Annotated in this window: 15 protein-coding genes, 1 tRNA gene and 1 pseudogene; 9 read left to right on the top strand and 8 right to left on the bottom strand. The window is 43.9% G+C overall.

The genetic code is table 11. The features are described from left to right. Positions 1-15: 15 nt before the first annotated feature. From AC6ESP_RS01075 to AC6ESP_RS01090, 4 genes are all read right to left on the bottom strand, one after another. Complete coding sequence (locus tag AC6ESP_RS01075; RefSeq protein WP_497094996.1) at positions 16-954, bottom strand: ABC transporter permease; 939 nt, start codon at positions 952-954, stop codon at positions 16-18. A gap of 127 nt (positions 955-1,081) precedes the next feature. Then, on the bottom strand, positions 1,082-2,764 hold the full coding sequence (locus AC6ESP_RS01080) for an ABC transporter substrate-binding protein (RefSeq protein ID WP_497094817.1): 1,683 nt from the start codon (positions 2,762-2,764) through the stop codon (positions 1,082-1,084). Positions 2,765-2,847: 83 nt separating this feature from the next. After that, positions 2,848-4,635 (bottom strand): sensor histidine kinase, encoded by a 1,788-nt coding sequence (locus AC6ESP_RS01085; RefSeq protein ID WP_497094818.1) that lies wholly within the window; start codon positions 4,633-4,635, stop codon positions 2,848-2,850. Positions 4,636-4,647: 12 nt separating this feature from the next. After that, a complete protein-coding gene (locus AC6ESP_RS01090) occupies positions 4,648-6,213 on the bottom strand; it encodes a response regulator (RefSeq protein ID WP_497094819.1) in 1,566 nt (521 codons plus the stop codon). A 455-nt stretch (positions 6,214-6,668) separates the two neighbouring features. On the opposite strand from AC6ESP_RS01090, the gene AC6ESP_RS01095 reads away from it, so the two are divergent. The 4 genes from AC6ESP_RS01095 (at position 6,669) to AC6ESP_RS01110 (ending at position 10,918) form a co-directional block, all read left to right on the top strand. Next, positions 6,669-7,358: a response regulator transcription factor gene (locus AC6ESP_RS01095; protein WP_497094820.1), complete on the top strand. Its 690-nt coding sequence runs from the start codon at positions 6,669-6,671 to the stop codon at positions 7,356-7,358. Further along, positions 7,355-8,362 (top strand): sensor histidine kinase, encoded by a 1,008-nt coding sequence (locus AC6ESP_RS01100; protein WP_497094821.1) that lies wholly within the window; start codon positions 7,355-7,357, stop codon positions 8,360-8,362. The genes AC6ESP_RS01095 and AC6ESP_RS01100 overlap by 4 nt, the downstream gene beginning before the upstream one ends. Before the next feature lie 95 nt (positions 8,363-8,457). Continuing rightward, complete coding sequence (locus AC6ESP_RS01105) at positions 8,458-9,219, top strand: ABC transporter ATP-binding protein (RefSeq protein WP_497094997.1); 762 nt, start codon at positions 8,458-8,460, stop codon at positions 9,217-9,219. Continuing rightward, entirely contained in the window at positions 9,209-10,918 is a 1,710-nt protein-coding gene (locus tag AC6ESP_RS01110) for an FtsX-like permease family protein (RefSeq protein ID WP_497094822.1), read from the top strand. The genes AC6ESP_RS01105 and AC6ESP_RS01110 overlap by 11 nt, the downstream gene beginning before the upstream one ends. 127 nt (positions 10,919-11,045) lie before the next feature. On the opposite strand, the gene AC6ESP_RS01115 is transcribed toward AC6ESP_RS01110, so the two are convergent. Next, entirely contained in the window at positions 11,046-11,183 is a 138-nt protein-coding gene (locus AC6ESP_RS01115; protein WP_497094823.1) for a hypothetical protein, read from the bottom strand. 239 nt (positions 11,184-11,422) lie between these two features. Then, positions 11,423-11,776 carry a helix-turn-helix domain-containing protein gene (locus tag AC6ESP_RS01120; RefSeq protein WP_497094824.1) on the bottom strand — a complete coding sequence of 118 codons (354 nt, stop codon included), beginning with the start codon at positions 11,774-11,776 and terminating at the stop codon, positions 11,423-11,425. Positions 11,777-11,846: 70 nt separating this feature from the next. Here AC6ESP_RS01120 and AC6ESP_RS01125 point away from each other — a divergent pair, with 70 nt between their 5' ends. From AC6ESP_RS01125 to AC6ESP_RS01145, 5 genes and pseudogenes are all read left to right on the top strand, one after another. Next, positions 11,847-12,380, top strand: coding sequence for a hypothetical protein (locus AC6ESP_RS01125; protein ID WP_497094825.1), 534 nt, complete (start codon positions 11,847-11,849; stop codon positions 12,378-12,380). Between the two features lie 84 nt (positions 12,381-12,464). Beyond that, positions 12,465-12,731, top strand: a pseudogene (locus AC6ESP_RS01130) (fibronectin type III-like domain-contianing protein); the annotation flags it as partial. Positions 12,732-12,739: 8 nt separating this feature from the next. Then, entirely contained in the window at positions 12,740-13,003 is a 264-nt protein-coding gene (locus AC6ESP_RS01135) for a hypothetical protein (protein ID WP_497094826.1), read from the top strand. A gap of 320 nt (positions 13,004-13,323) precedes the next feature. Then, a complete protein-coding gene (locus AC6ESP_RS01140) occupies positions 13,324-13,620 on the top strand; it encodes an SRPBCC domain-containing protein (protein WP_497094827.1) in 297 nt (98 codons plus the stop codon). Between the two features lie 53 nt (positions 13,621-13,673). Then, a tRNA-Ala gene (locus AC6ESP_RS01145) sits at positions 13,674-13,758 on the top strand. Between the two features lie 349 nt (positions 13,759-14,107). Here the strand turns inward: AC6ESP_RS01145 and AC6ESP_RS01150 are convergent. Together AC6ESP_RS01150 and AC6ESP_RS01155 are read right to left on the bottom strand one after the other, a co-directional pair. Further along, on the bottom strand, positions 14,108-14,770 hold the full coding sequence (locus tag AC6ESP_RS01150) for an NAD(P)H-dependent oxidoreductase (RefSeq protein ID WP_497094828.1): 663 nt from the start codon (positions 14,768-14,770) through the stop codon (positions 14,108-14,110). A 13-nt stretch (positions 14,771-14,783) separates the two neighbouring features. Continuing rightward, positions 14,784-16,217, bottom strand: a complete 1,434-nt coding sequence (locus tag AC6ESP_RS01155) for an MDR family MFS transporter (RefSeq protein WP_497094829.1) — start codon at positions 16,215-16,217, stop codon at positions 14,784-14,786. Positions 16,218-16,232 lie beyond the last annotated feature (15 nt).

The raw sequence follows: 16,232 nt of genomic DNA on the forward strand, positions 1-16,232 counted from the left end.
TTCGCCTCCTTTCATCTAGTACAATCTGCTTTCGCCCATCCGCTTGGCAAGGTTGTTGGCAGCGATCAGGAAGATGAAGCTGACCACGGTCTTAAACATACCGGCTGCGGTTGCCAAGCCAAAGTTATTCATTTGCATCCCGTATTTCAAGACGAATATATCAAGATTTTCCGAAAATTCAACATTCATACCGTTGCCAAGTAAGTACTGCGCCTCGAATCCTGACTCCAGAATATTGCCCAGATTCATAATCAGCAAGATGACAATGACTGACTTCATGCCTGGAAGTGTAATATGCCACATCCGTCGAAGGCGCGATGCGCCATCTATCTCGGCAGCTTCGTACTGGGTGGGGTCAATCGTGGTAATGGCAGCCAAATATATAATCGTGTTCCAGCCGACGTTCTTCCAGACTTCTGTTACTCCAAGAATCCCCCAGAAATACTCTCCGATTCCCAGCCACAAAATAGGCTGATCAATGATATGCATGCGGAGCAGCAATACATTGACGATACCTTCCGGAGCCAGTGCTGTTTGAACGATATTAGCGGCAACTACCCATGAAATGAAATGCGGCAAGTAACTGATCGTCTGTACCGTTCGCTTGATATAAACTTTGCGTATTTCGTTCAGCAATAATGCTAATATAATAGCTGTCATAAAACCCAGCACAAGATTAATGGAGCTCATGACGAGCGTATTGCGCAAGACCAAGTAAAACTGTTGTTCCTGAAACAAAAGCTTGAAATTATCTAAACCGATCCAGGTTTGGTCAAAAAGATCTTTTGCCAATTTGTATTTTTGAAAGGCGATTGTCCATCCCCAGAGGGGAAGATATTTAAATATAATGACCCATATGAGAAAAGGTAACGACATTAGCATCAGCATTTTCTGTCTAGATAATGTTTTGAATAAGGCTTTCAGGCGCGAATCGCCAGAGGTCGATCCTACCATATGTCCTGCATGTTTCACTCGATCCGTCTCCTTCCAGCTCAAACTAGTCTCTCTCCAGCAGGTTTAGGAGGGAAAAGTGAAGGTATTCACTTTTCCCTAGATATTGTCTTTATTCAGCGGCAGCTAATTACCACTTTCCTGCAACCCGTTCCTTGATTCTCTTGGTCATAAATGCTTCAAAGCCCGCAGCATCTAACTTATTGAAAGCTGCAATATATTCATTCCAGACCGACTCGAATTGGGCTTCGGAAGCAAACACAATCTTTGGATAGTATTTCTGCTGGAGATCTCCGGACTTCTGATTAAAGATATTTTCAGGTGAACCCTGTTCCTTCTCGATACTCCAAGCAGGGTACCATGGGCGTTCCACCGGCTCATCATAGAAACCGGAGAAGGTTTCCAGACCATAAGCTTTAAGCAAAGCTAGATCGCCTTCCGTATAATTGACAGCCGCTACTTCCGGCTGGCTGGTAGGGAAATGAGCGTTACCGTCCTCGTATATCGAGTTGTTGCCGTATCGTGGCCACTCATAATCGAAATATGCCCAGCCGTATTTACGTCTGAATTCGTTATCATTTTTATTGGCCAATTGTTCTTCGCTCATGACGAAACGGCCGTCTTCATTCACAGAATAGGTGACACCTTCCTCGCCCCATTGGGTGAGCTTCTGGTTCTCTTCGGTCAGCATATTATCCCAATATTTAATAATACGTACCGGATCCTTTGCGCTTACGGTAATTCCGAGTCCACGGTTGTTGACGAAGGAAGGAGGTTCTATATAGGCATCTGTGGTGTTTTCGTCAAAAACAATGGGAAGGGCCACATAACGCAGATCGTCATTGCCAGCCGCTTTCAAGTTGTTGGTGGCATCGCCGATCTGCCAGGAATAGTTGACAAATCCGAGCACGCGGCCGGAAGTCAGCTTGGCCAAGTATTGGTCTTTGTTAGCGGTAAAAGTCTCTGGATCAATCAAGCCTTTTGCATTCATCTCATTTAATTTCTTTAGCCATTGCTTCTCGTAATCAGTTCCCATATACAGCTTGGCTTCATGAGTCTTCAGGTCAACCAGAACGTTGCCTTCGTTCGGATACCCAGCTAAATGCATTGGCGCATTGGTTATTGTGTAAAACTCACCAGGTGTGCCGGCGAATGTAACGAAACCAATAGAATCTTTTCCATCTATGGAAGGATATTTGGCCTTATATTTCTCGATCAATTCAAAATATTGATCCAGTGTTTTTACTTCCGGATAGCCAAATTCTTTCAGCACGCTGCGTTGCATCCAAAATGTACTGGACGCATCCGGTTCCATCAAGTAGCCGCCTACATTGGCAGTGAAAGGCAGGATATAGATGTTTCCATCCTCATTTGTAATTTTGTCCATATAATCACCGTAGACACGCTTGATATTAGGACCATACTTCTCAATTAGATCATTAAGAGGGATGTAAGCGCCTGCATCCAAGAGCTTAGAAAGCTCGCCTACTGGGGAGATGACATCGGGATAATCGCCGCCGGCAATCATAACGCCAGCCTTAGTGCTCGCATCCCCTACAACATATTCCATCTTCCAATCGACACCTGTTTGGTCCTTTAAAATTTTACCGATTGTCGTATCGCTGGCAAGCACATCTTTATTCGTTCCGAAGCCGAAATACTCAAAGGTGACCGGGTCTGTGCTGGTCTCGCCATTCTTTCCTCCTGTCTCGGAGTTGCTGACTACTGCATCATTGTTCGAGCAACCTGCAAGGAGGAGTGTTGCCGCCGTTATTACGGCCAGGCTAGATTGCAGCCATTTTTTCATTTGCATTACTAAATCCCCTTTCGTCTATGGAAGTAATGTAAGCACTTTCAGTATAGAAGAAAGAGTAAATAATTGTTATATAGTAAACCTTAGATCGGTCTTTGAATAGTTAAGAAGTTGTTTTGTGGATTTAATCCTTCTTGTCCTATCGGCAGACGCAGAGTGATTCGTGATCCTTTACCTTGATCACTGGTAATTGTGTAGGTGAACGATTCTCCATAACATATTTTCAGACGAGTAATGACATTTTTCATGCCTATAGAATCGCCCATGGCAGCATCCTCTTGGAAGTAACATTGCAGCTCTCTGATTTTCGCTTGATCCATGCCTACCCCATTATCCGAGATGACGAAGACGATCTGTTCCTGCTCCTGTGCAATCTGAATCGAAATATATCCAATGCCCGGTATATTCTCGATGCCATGAATACTCGCATTTTCCACGAATGGCAAAAATGTCATCTTCGGAATTTCAATATCCATAAGGGATTGATCGACCTCGATATGATACTCCAGCTTGCTGTCGAATCGATACTTCTGAATTTCCAGGAAGCTTTCGATCAACTCCAGTTCCTCGCGAATCGTAACGAAGCTTCGCTTCCAAAGAATAGATTTGCGAAAGATTTTTGCCATATTCTGAATGGTCTTGGCCGTCTGTAATTCGCCCTTCATTAGACTTCGCATCCGGATTGTTTCTAGTGCATTAAATAAAAAATGAGGATTGATCTGACTATGGAGCGCGTGTAGCTGGGCTTGCCGTTGTTGCAACTCCAGCTCTTTCTTCTGTATCTCAGCTACATACACATCATTGATCAAGTTTTCAATCCGCTCGCTCATCCGGTTGAACTCCATTGCAAGTTCTCCTACTTCATCCCGTTCCCGATTATAGGGAATTCGTTCAAAGTTTTTACCCTTTACTGATTTCATGTGCTTCAGGATATCTTGGATGCGCGTATGGATCGAGCGGGAGAAAATTAAGATTACGATTGTAGGCACAAGGAAATTAAGTACTGCAAACCAAAGGATAAATTGCCCTGATTTCCTGACATCATACAAGATTTTCTCTTCGTCCAGAACTCCGTATACGGTCCAGCCTTCGAGATGTCGATTAGTCTGATATTGCTTGCCTATGACTATTGCCTTATTCGGACTAGGTATCTCATCGAGGCTCAATATCCGCTCTGCAGTGATTAGCCCGCTTGGCTGACCGCTCGCTAAACGGCCATACCGCGCCTGATTAGACGGATCTAAAAAGTAAATATCTCCTTCAAAACTGGATAAATCGAGCATTTGCGTAATGTAGTTGTTATTTAAATCGATTTTTACTATATTTTCATAGGCTTCGAATCGGCGATCAGACAGCTTTTGTATAACGCTGATGCTGTCGTGCGTTACATACAGATGCGGATAAGTATTATTATAATTTTTGATTTGGTTATACCAATCAGTGTTCCGTATTTCATCCTCGAGTCTGATAATATGAGCCGAGGCTAGAATCGTCGGATTGTCACTCATTATCGTGACAGAGCTTATGGATTTGTACTCCTTGTCAGCGCTATTAAACAGACTCGATATAGCACTCAGGGATTCCACATAGAGATCGTATGATTTATACTCCATATTCAGATGATTATTGAGCTGACTGTCAATTGAATATAAATAAGAAATGCCAGCAGCATCGTCAATAAGTGCTCCTAATTCGGCCTGCAATAAGGTAATCGCTTGGTCAGCATCCGTCGTCTTCTGTTTTTTTATGTTAATGGTTGTCACATGATAGAACATCACGTTTGTGAGCACAATCGGTATGAACACACATACGACATAGATGACGATCAGCTTGCTTCGGAGCTTCAAATGATGCAATCGAAAGTTGAGCACACGGGATCCTCCTTATTTTTGATCGATCATTTTATTGCGATAATCCGTTGGCGTCATGTTCTCCAGTTTCTCAAATTGGGTGGCAAAGTAATCTGCGTTATGAAAACCTACCATCTCTGCAATCTCGTACATACGTTTTTTCGTTTGCCGCAGCAATCGCTTCGCCTCCTCGATGCGAAGGGACAGAACATATTCATTGAAATATACACCGTATTTTTTGCGAAACAGCTGTCCAAGATAAACCGGGTTCATTTGGAATTCGATAGCAATGCCCTTCAGATAAATATTTTCTCTGTAGTGACCATCAATAAATTTTTTTACTTTTTCGATATTACCTTCGCCTTTTTCTCCTCGTTTTTCCGCGATATATTTGGCAGCTTCCTCAATAAAATTCAAGAAAACATATCTTAGCTGACTCAGATTACGGTATTGTGTCTGCCAATTAAGCAGCTCGTCCAACCACCGAAGATCTTTCTCGTCTCCGTCCAGCTGCCTAATAATATTGATGATGGCAATCATACTGCGCCTTATGGTATTAGTAACTGCACCGGGAGCGAAATGCCGCTCCTGGAAGGCAATGAAAATCGCATCAATAGCGCTCCTATAACCTTCCCTTTGATTGGCTTCAACCTCATAAATCAGCTTACCATGCAGTTCTTCATCAACATCAAAATAATATAATGGCAGCTTTAGCAGTTCCGATGCTATAAATAAGCCATTACTGCCTGCGGAAAAACGATAGTTCAGGCTTTCGTCGGCACTGGTGCGGGAATGAACGATTTGTTTCAAATGTTTGACATCATGGCCTATAAACAAAGCTATCGTAGTTGCTAGATCCCTCTCCAGAATATCAAGCAGCTTGGCGTAGTTCGTTCGGTCAGCTTCGATCTGCTCGTCGAGCCACAATGGGGGCACGATAAAGCCATATTGGTTGTATGTGCGTACATGGATGAGTAAAGACTTTCCCTCGTGATGGAAATATCGCTGGAGTGACGTTTGCAGTGCGAGCAAATAGTCGATTTCTCCATGAGGCCGCTTATCCTGTATTTCTGCAATGACATATGTATAGGTAGAGGAGAGGGGAAGCTCCAGCGTATGGGCAATTTGCGCCATTACCTGCTCATCTGGTTCAGCCTGCAGCAAGCATTCGATAACGATTTCGACAAGCGGCTTTTCTTTTGTCATCGATAAAAGCTGTTTTTGATTCAACGTAATAGCTATGTTTTTTAAGGCAGCTGTAAGCTCGTGTTCATCAACGGGCTTTAGGATATAATCTGACACATTGTAACGGAAGGCTTGCTGAGCATAAGAGAAATCAGGGTACCCGCTTAAGATGATAAACAGTGGTTGAAGTTCACTCTCTGTATTCACCTTTCTGATTAGCTCCAAACCATCAAGTACGGGCATGCGTATATCTACAATGACTAAATCAGGGCTCAGTTGATTGATAAGGTTTAACGCTTGCTCCCCGTTCTCCGCTTCGCCGCAAATTTCAAATTGCAGCGACGACCAATCCATCAGACCAATCAAACCCTTGCGTACAAAAAGCTCGTCATCCACAATGAGCACCTTATACATAATTCATCCTCCTCATAATCACATTACCAGATCTGTCCTAAGTCTTAAGCATACGTGCACAAACCTTTCTTGTCAGTAACCAACAGCGTTTTAGTAAATGAAAGTATCGAATCGTGTTTTAATAGGCACGCTGTAGACGGCAAATGGAAAGTTAAAGCATCCGTGCGGTACTTTTTCTAGGAGACGGTATTCAAGCAGGGTCATTCACCTCCATATCAATATCGAGTCAATCAGCCCAAGAAGGGGGCGAAACAGAGCTGCCCGCTGGTATCTTCGTAACGATGTTGAGCGTACCTTATACTCTAAATTTGCTAATAAAATCTTTTTAATCAAAGTCTCCATGCATGAACCTAGCCTCCTTTGTATTGTTTCCACCTGTTCGATACCCGTATAATAAGAGCATCCAGAGGATAGAGTGTTTAACTCTAACAATCCGACAAAGCGTGGTGTGATTATTGTTTAAGCTATTGCTGATCGAAGATGATAAAACACTATTTACTGAAATAAAAGAAAGATTATCGCAATGGTCGTATGTGGTTTATGGCATAGATGATTTTAATAGGGTTATACAAGAATTTACGGATATTAAGCCCGATCTGGTCATCATTGATATTCAATTACCCAGGTTTGACGGATTTCATTGGTGCCGCATGATACGCAAGCTCTCGAATGTTCCTATCCTTTTCTTATCTTCGCGTGATCATCCTTCCGACATGGTGATGTCGATGCAGCTCGGAGGAGATGATTTCATCCAGAAGCCCTTTCACTTCGATGTTCTTATTGCGAAAATACAGGCCGTTCTTCGCCGCATCTACCATTACAGCACGGAACAAGCCGAGCATAAACAATGGTGCGGCGCGACTGTGGATTTCCCCAGAAATACGGTGACGAATCCGATCGGAACGATTAGTCTGACCAAAAATGAAATGTTTATATTACAGTTGCTTGTGGAGCGGAAAAATATAATTGTGAGCAGAGAAGATATTATTAATCGTCTATGGGATGACAAACGGTTTGTGAGCGACAATACGTTAACCGTTAATCTGAATCGACTGCGAAAAAGGCTGGATGAACTGGAACTGGGACGTTTCATTGAAACAAAAGTGGGACAAGGGTATATCGCTGTGGAAGAGGCAGATTTATGATTGTGAATTTTATTAGGGAAAGACTTAGCTGGATTATGTTATTTGTTAGTGTCCATCTTCTTATGCTTTTTGTTGCAGCGATGGATGTGGCTTGGCCCTTCACTTCCGTTCTTTATTTCGCAAGTCTGTCCTTTATTATTTTTATCTTTTTCTTAGTGCTTCGCTTCCAGAAAGAAACGAAGTTTTTCAAAGCCCTTGATGAACGGGAATACGATCTCGATGCAACTAGCAGCAACCTTGCGGACAGTCCATTTGAGAACATTGTCGTTAAGAGCATCGCTAACCAATCCTCTCGATTAAACGAGCTTATAACACAAAATATGTTGACGATCGAGCAGGAAAAAGACGATCTGTTGTCCTGGATTCATGAAGTGAAGACACCGCTCACCGCCATGCATTTAATGATTGACCGATTAAATGATGATGAACCTATGAAAGCACGTCTCAAATATGAATGGTTGCGCATTTATTTACTGCTTGATCAGCAGCTTCATCAGAAGCGTATCCAATTTATTGAGAACGACTTGCACATTGAAGAAACCGATCTCGAAACATTGCTGTTCCATGAGATCAAAACCTTACAATCGTGGTGTATTCATAAAAAAATTGGATTTGATATGGAGTTGGAAATCTCGCATGTGCTTAGCGATGCGAAGTGGCTGGCCTTTATTCTAAGACAGCTACTAACCAATGCTATAAAATATAGCGAGGCATCTAATATCCGCATTAGCAGCTACAAACAAAATGATCAAACGGTGCTAGAAGTGCAGGACTCTGGTCGCGGCATTGATCTAAGGGATATGCCTCGCATATTTGATAAGGGATTCACTTCAACATCCAAACATCAAGATCAGGCTGCTACAGGATTAGGACTTTATTTGTCCAAAAAAGCAGCGAAGCCCTTGCTCTTGCAGATCAATGTTCGTTCCGAATTGGGAGTGGGGACGACTGTAGCAATAACCTTCCCCAAAAGAAATCAATTTGTTCAGCTCTTAAGCATGTGACAATAATGTCACATGCTTTTGTTAATTGTTCGGGCAATCGAAGGATCGCAGAACACTTTACTTATATAATGAGGATACAAAAGGAGCGTGAAGGTATGCTGATCTTGCAAGCGAATAAAATCAATAAAAGCTATGGCAATCGTTCTAACAAACAAGTGATATTAAACAATCTGGACATCAGTATTAACAAAGGAGAGTTCGTCAGCATTATGGGTGCATCGGGTTCTGGTAAGACGACTCTGCTCAATGTTCTCTCCACAATTGATCAAGTGAACACAGGCTCAATCCAAATCGAAGGAAAAGAAATGACGCAGCTAAAGGAAAAGCAGCTTGCCGATTTTCGCAAAAATCATCTAGGGTTTCTATTTCAGGAATATCATTTATTAGATACATTAACGGTGAAAGAAAACATACTTCTGCCATTGTCCATTACGAAAGTGACGAAGAAAGAGGCGGATCTTAAATTTAAAGCGATCGCTACCGAACTCGGCATTTATGAGCTTAAAGATCGATACCCTAACGAAATATCCGGTGGTCAGAAACAGCGGACCTCTGCAGCCCGAGCCTTTATTCACGATCCAAGCATCATTTTCGCGGACGAGCCGACAGGTGCATTAGATTCGAGATCTGCATCAGACCTGCTTAATAAGTTGAATGAATTAAACGAACAACGAAGGGCGACTATCGTAATGGTTACCCATGATCCCGTTGCAGCAAGCTTTTGCGGCAGAGTTATCTTCATTAAGGATGGTCACATGTATGCACAATTAATGAAAGGCGAGGAGTCGAGGCAATCCTTTTTAGCAGATATTATGAAAACACAGGCTGTCATCGGAGGTGTACAGCATGAGCATTAGCCAACTCATTGTTCGAAATTTGAAAAAGAACGTAAAAGCCTACTTTTTATATGTATTCGCTCTTATTTTTAGTGTTGCCCTTTATTTTGCTTTTGTGAATCTGAAGTATGATCCTCTGATGAATAAGGCAGAAGCATCCGTTCAGGTCAAAGCCTCCATTCAAGTAGCGTCAGTTGTTCTTACTGGTATTGTTGCTGTGTTTCTTCTGTATGCCAATTCGATATTTATGAATAGGCGAAGCAAAGAAATTGGGCTTTTTCAGCTAATTGGATTAACGAAAGGCAGAATATTTAACATTTTGAGCGTCGAGAACTTTATCCTATATTTTGGCTCCACATTAATCGGTATTGGTATTGGATTCATTGGATCGAAACTAATTGGAATGATGCTGTTAAACATTATGAAGATCGAAGCCATCGTTACACTGAGGTTTTCTGCTGAGGCCTTACTGCAGTCTCTCTATATTTTTGTTGGGATCTACGTATTCATTCAGTTATCTAATTTTGTTTTCATACAGAAAAACAGTATTTTGGCCTTGTTCCGTGCAACTTCATCAACGGAATTAAAGCTGAAAAAGCTATCGTGGCTCCAGATGCTGCTGGGCTTGATCGGAATCGCATTGATGGTCTCGGGCATGTATATTTCATTGAAATTATTTGATGGTGGTTTGAAAACAGAAGGCGATCTGATACTGGCCATGCTGGCAGCGGCGGTTGTTGCCACCATCGGAACGTATTTATTTTACAAGAGCACAATTAGTTTTGTCATGTATTTGGTTCGAAAGCGAAAGGGCGGATATTTGAATGTGGTCGATGTGTTGTCGCTCTCATCCATTATGTTTCGAATGAAAAAAAACGCAATGCTGTTAACCCTTATTACTACGGCGTCTGCTGTATCTATTGGCTTGTTGTCTCTTAGCTATATCTCCTATTCTTTAGTAGAAAAGAAGAGGGAAGCGGAAACCCGCGACCATTTTTCTATATTGAGCCTAACAGATGCGGAGCGATATAAGAGTGCGTTAGATAAAGAGGCGATTGCGTATAACGAACGTGCTCTGGATATCATTGAGCTTGAAATTGACTTGGAAACTCTTATGAACTGGGCAACAAACGGGGATGACTTTATATTGATCGGAGAGGATACATATATACCGGTGACAGATGAAATTCAGCCCGCGAGCCCGGAACAGATAGTTCCTTATTTCGGAATTAAAATAATCGATAACAAAAATGTGGAGCAAGCGAATCAACTGTTCAAGGAAGCCATGAAGGACAATGCTGCCCCTTATCAATCACTTCCTGATATGAGAACGGAGCAGAGGCAATCAAGGGGACTTACAATGTTTATCGTTGGTTTCTTAGGACTTATCTTTCTGATTACTTCAGGGTGTATTTTATATTTCAAGCAAATGGATGAGAGTGAAGATGAGAGGTCTATCCATATCATCTTGAGAAAACTGGGATTCACTGCGGACGAATTATTAAAAGGCATACAAGTGAAGCAGATGTTTACGTTTGGAATACCCTTAGTTATCGGTCTAATCTATAGCTACTTTACCGTTCGATCCGTTTCGCTCTTCTTCAAAACAGAGATATGGACACCGATGATTATCGTGATGGTTCTTTACTCAGCGCTATACTCAACCTTTGCATTATTATCTGTTATTTATAACAAAAGAATCATTAAAGAAGCGCTTTAAATGGGGGAGACAGAAATCTCCCGCATTTACCTTATCGTACAAAACCCCATCACTCCACTGGCAGCAATTAGATCAGAGGTTCGCAGTCCCCTAAGCTCCATCCCGTACACACAACAAACAACCACGCCTAATCGGCGTGGTTGTCTTCAATAAACTTCTTCAAAAGGTTAATAATTTCGTCGATCGTGAGGCCGAAGGACTTGTAATAGGAAGTGTCAACTTTCATCTGCTTAAGAATCATTTCATTGAGCATTCCTGTGGTCATAGCCAAATATATAGCACAATACTGTGGGTCTCCCCTTTGCCGCCACCAGCAATTGATATCCCTCATTTGGCTTTGCCATTGACTTTGGCGAAGGGCACGGTGAACATCTTGATTGATCTGGTTACTGGCGCTCTCGAGCTTATCGTAGAGGATTTCAGGGAAGCTTAACTCTGGCCGGAAGGCTACTTTATGTAGAGGAAGATGGTGGATACTCTTCTTCTTTTAAGTGCAATAGGCATTCATTTGTTACGATATTCTTGCGGCGTACAGCCGTAATGCTTTTTAAAGATTTTAATGAAATGAGGGGGGGCCAAAAAACCGAGCTGCCCGCTAACTTCCGTGATTTTGAGATCGGTGTTCCGGATCAGGTAAACGGCTCGCTCCATCCGGGTATGGTACAAATAATCGCCGATTGTTTCGCCGGCTACTGTCTTATACACCTTGGATAAATAGACAGGATGAAGCTTCACGTAGTCTGCGACTGTCTGAAGGGAGATTCCTTCGGCAAGGTGTTCTTGGATAAACGTTCGAACCTTACTGGCTTTTCTTCCGAAGGAGCAGGTCGAATTCTTCGCCGAGCTGACTTTCCACATCTTCTTCCTCGGAGGAGTATGATACTACGAAGGAGGAGGATAGATAAAGCAATGTCGTAAATAATTGATCATGTGTAAGTTCGTTGTCCTGTTCGTTGATGGACAAAATTCGGCCGATCTTGGCGAGCGCTTCCCCGAGAACCTATCGGAAACATACCGCGCCTCTGTGTCGTCACTTATACGAAATGTAAGAAAAAATAAAAGCTACTTCATTACGGTTGAAGAATCCGAGACGCAATCGCAAGGTCGAAATCTCTTCCATTTGCATATCCCCCCACTGCTTCCCAGCTTACTGGAATCGGGAAACTGGGACCATCCGAATGAGCATCAGCATATAGTGGTCGCCCGAGCGGAACGATACATCAAGCATGGCAAGCCGCTCCTCCAATATGTCGGCCTGGATCGGCTTGTTCTGGAGCAAGTCAGCAAGCAGCTGACTGCGCAACAGTGGCTTATTGGAATGAAGCATATGCTTAATTCGTTGGAAGGAGCTAATTTCGGCCCACTCTTTCTCAATATCGGCTATCGCCTGCTCGACGGAATGCGTGCGTCAAGGCGGCTATGTCAACAGGCTTTAACAAATAACGGAGTGTTCCAAAACTAATCGCCTTCTGGGCGTATTCGAATTCGTCATGTCCGGACAAGATGAAGCACCTGATCTTGCGGGAGAAATGCCGGATGCGTTCGAAGTATAGATGTGAAGAATACCGGCAGCCGGTCCGGCAAGGAGACAGTTCAGCTGTATGTTCGCGATGTGGAATCCAGCATCATTCGTCCAGAGAAAGAGCTAAAGGGCTTTGAGAAGGTTGAACTGGCGACTGGTGAAACGAAAACGGTAACGTTCACGCTGGATTAACGCAGCTTCGCTTATTATAATGTCGACCTGAGCGATTGGCACGTGGAATCAGGCGAGTTCGAACTGCTGATCGGCAGCTCCTCCAGGGATATTGTATTGAGGTCCTAATGGACCGTCTGAGCCTCGAAAACCCTGAGGTCCTTGCAATCAGGGTGGGCATTTTATTACTTTCAGTTTTCTCCTATGAATACGGGAATGCTTATTCTTTTTGCGAAACTTACAGTGACACGGTATCAGCCGGAATTTATTCCGGTATTTTTTTTTTTTTTTCTTTTACCATTTCTTTGGGTTACGGGACGTATCGTCATTTTGCTGCCGGGATACATTACCGCCGAAACCAGTTGTGGAGCAGCCGCCTTCCGGTTGCGTAGGCGGGTTCGATCAACGAATTTGTATTTGCGGACAGCCCAATGAATGGACATCTGAACCTCTCCTTTCCTTTCCTTTCCTTTCCATTCTCTCTATATATGACATGCATTTCGTTCAGCAGCGGCATAAGCCACGGGTAAAATGTACAGTTGTTTGGTGAGGGCTATACACGTCGCCGTTGCCTCGGTTCTTATCATTGCTTGTTCCTATGCTCCCCAAAATATTAGCACAGCCGTAATGTGAACCGAATAGCGATAAAATCAACGCCTGTCGGGATATTATACATGTTAATTTAATTATCACCATATATTGGTGCAATGATGTGATTCGTGCCAAGTGGGAAGCCGGTTGTTCTCACGAAATATGGAGTCCTCAAAGAAAGGTTCAGGCAAAAGGGGAGCTTCTAGTCGTAGAGCCGCCTCAGAAGCTGGTAATGTCATGGCAGTTGCTATCACTTTCTGAAACGGCGCAAGAGAAACCTTCCCGTTTGACGTGGGAAATCGTCCCGCATGCCGAGTTTACCGGTGTGATGCTAAATAACCGCAATACACGACGAGTTCCAGGATGCTCCGAATACGTCGAATGTGTTGGAAGCGGGATTGCCAATAGTATTATCTAGTATGAAGAAGTTGCTTGAGACGGGTTCGACGCTATCGGGGGACTAGCTATTACGGATTGGTGGGCAGTATAACCGACCACAGCTGGGAGCGCATCGCTGGCAGCGATGAGGTCAGGGGTTCGATCCCCCTAGGCTCCATAACGCAAAGAAAAGCCGATCTGAAAAGGATCGGCTTTTTTGCGTTATGGAGAGCCAAAGGCGGCGAACCCGGGTTCGTCCGCGCGCAGGGAGTGGTAGAAATACATCGAAGCATATTGCTCAAACGGACGAGCACGGCGTCTGAATCTACCGCTAAAGGTCCTTGTCGAGTAGGCTTCGTCAGCCATTAGATCAGGATTCGGACATCCCAAGATAGAAAGACGAGTTTATGCGAGTCGTATCCCCCTAGGCTCCACCAATATATAACATTCACGCAACCTGACAAGGGTTGCGTTTCTTTATTTGGTGGATTGCCTAAGGGAGATGAACCCCTAAACCCTCAGCACATTCAGACCATTTTCACGTTATCCTTGGCAAAATCTATGGCTACACGTTGAGCATATTGGATAGATTCACGCTTGATGCGTTCGACTTCATCTGGCATTTGGCCCATCCCTTCTATATAAATGGATTGAGCATCCATAATTCCTAAAAATTTAAAAATCGTATGAAGATAACGGTCCCCATTTTCCATGTCCGCTAATAACCCTCCTGAATATATACCACCGCGTGCTTGAATGTGTATAGCCTTTTTTTCTGTCATCAACCCCACAGGGCCGTGCTCCGTATAAATGAATGTCTTTCCGTTCATACAGATTGCATCGATGTAAGCCTTAATGAGTGGGGGGACGTTGAAATTCCACATGGGAGTAACAAAAATATATTTATCCGCTTCAATAAATTGTTCTGTGAGTGTATTCATCTGAGAAATTTTATATTGTTCCTCTTGAGACAATGGATTGAATGACACGCCTTGTTGTTTCAATTTATCCCAGCCCGCGAATACATCTGCGTCAATTTGGGGGACGTGGGTCTGATACAGATCTAATTCCGTGATTTCATCTTTTGGTTTTTCCTTGCGATAAGCTTTCAGAAATGCACGACCAACACTTAAGCAATACGATTGTTCCTCTTGCTTTGGATTTGCCGTAATATATAATACTTTCGCCACAGTGAATTCCTCCCTATGCTTTTGTTCTATATTTGGTTGATTTTAATGGGACTTCCCTAATTAATAAACCAAAGAGCAGCGCCAATCCTGAAGCAAATAAGCCGATATGAAATACGCCTTGCAGCGCATAGCTTAAGCTCTCGGTATCGTTGTTGAATCGTACAGCAGCTTCTGTAGTTGGCTGAGGCAATCGATGATGAAGGATCGTACCCATTACGGATAAGCCGATCGTAGCTCCGAGTTGGCGAAACAACTGAAAGGAGGCGGTAGCCGAAGCCAGCATACTGTCGTCAACCGCACTTTGTGAGAGTATCGTGAACACGGAGAGGACGATGCCTAATCCCATGCCGAATATCGCAATGTACATGACCATTGTCGATTCACCCGTCCTCACGCCTATCGTGGACAAGCAAGTCATCCCGGCAGTCATGATGACCAGTCCGAGGAGCGCAAGCTTCTTATATTGTCCGGTCCGCGAGACGATCCATCCGGCAAGGGCATTAGCCGCGACCAAACAGAGGGTCAAAGGCATGATTAGGGCACCGGACATTGCGGCAGACGTACCTAGCACGCCTTGAAGGAAGAGAGGCACATACATAATGGTGCCGAACATGCAGACGCTTGAAGCCAGTCCGATTAGACTGGAGAGAGTGTAGGTGCTGTTTTTGAATAAATGAATGGATATGATCGGATTGGAGGCTTTTCTTTCTGTCCACACGAACAGGCCAAGGAATAGGAGAGTCGTTCCCAATAACCCGAAGATGATTGCAGAGGTCCAAGCTGCATACTTTCCCCCTAACGTAAAAGCCACTACTAGCGAGATGATCGCCAGGGTTAACCATAAAGTGCCAAGGTAATCGATGGTACGGCGTTCTATTCGATAAGGGGAAGGCAGCACCAACCAGACGAACGCCAGAGCCGCGAGCCCGAAAGGCAAGAAGACCCAGAACACCATGCGCCATACCGTATGATCCGCGATATACCCGCCAAGCACCGGACCGAGAACGCTTGCGATCCCATAGACGGAGGTCACAACTCCTATCCAAAGGCCGCGCTCACGAGGGGCGAATAAATCACCTACGATTGTGAAGGACATCGCGATGATGATACCCACCCCCAAGCCCTGAACTGCTCGGAACCAAATGAGGAACAGGAACGTTCGCGAGAAGCCGCAGAACAGCGATCCAACAATCAGTAGAACTAAGCCGATGAGAACGAACGTTTTGCGGCCATACATGTCGGAGAGCCTGCCGGCAAGCGCTGTCGCTACCGTGGAGGCAAGCATGAATAATGTGAATAGCCATGAAATGTTTTCTAAAGCACCCAGATCAGAAACGATGTGAGGTGAGATCGTTGCGATGACGGTCTGATTCAACGCGGCGAACAATAAGGCGCACATCACCGCAAGGACGATCATTCTCTTTTGACGCATTGTAAAATGCTGCATGTAGACGGCTCCTTG

This window comes from Paenibacillus xinjiangensis, from assembly GCF_059686975.1.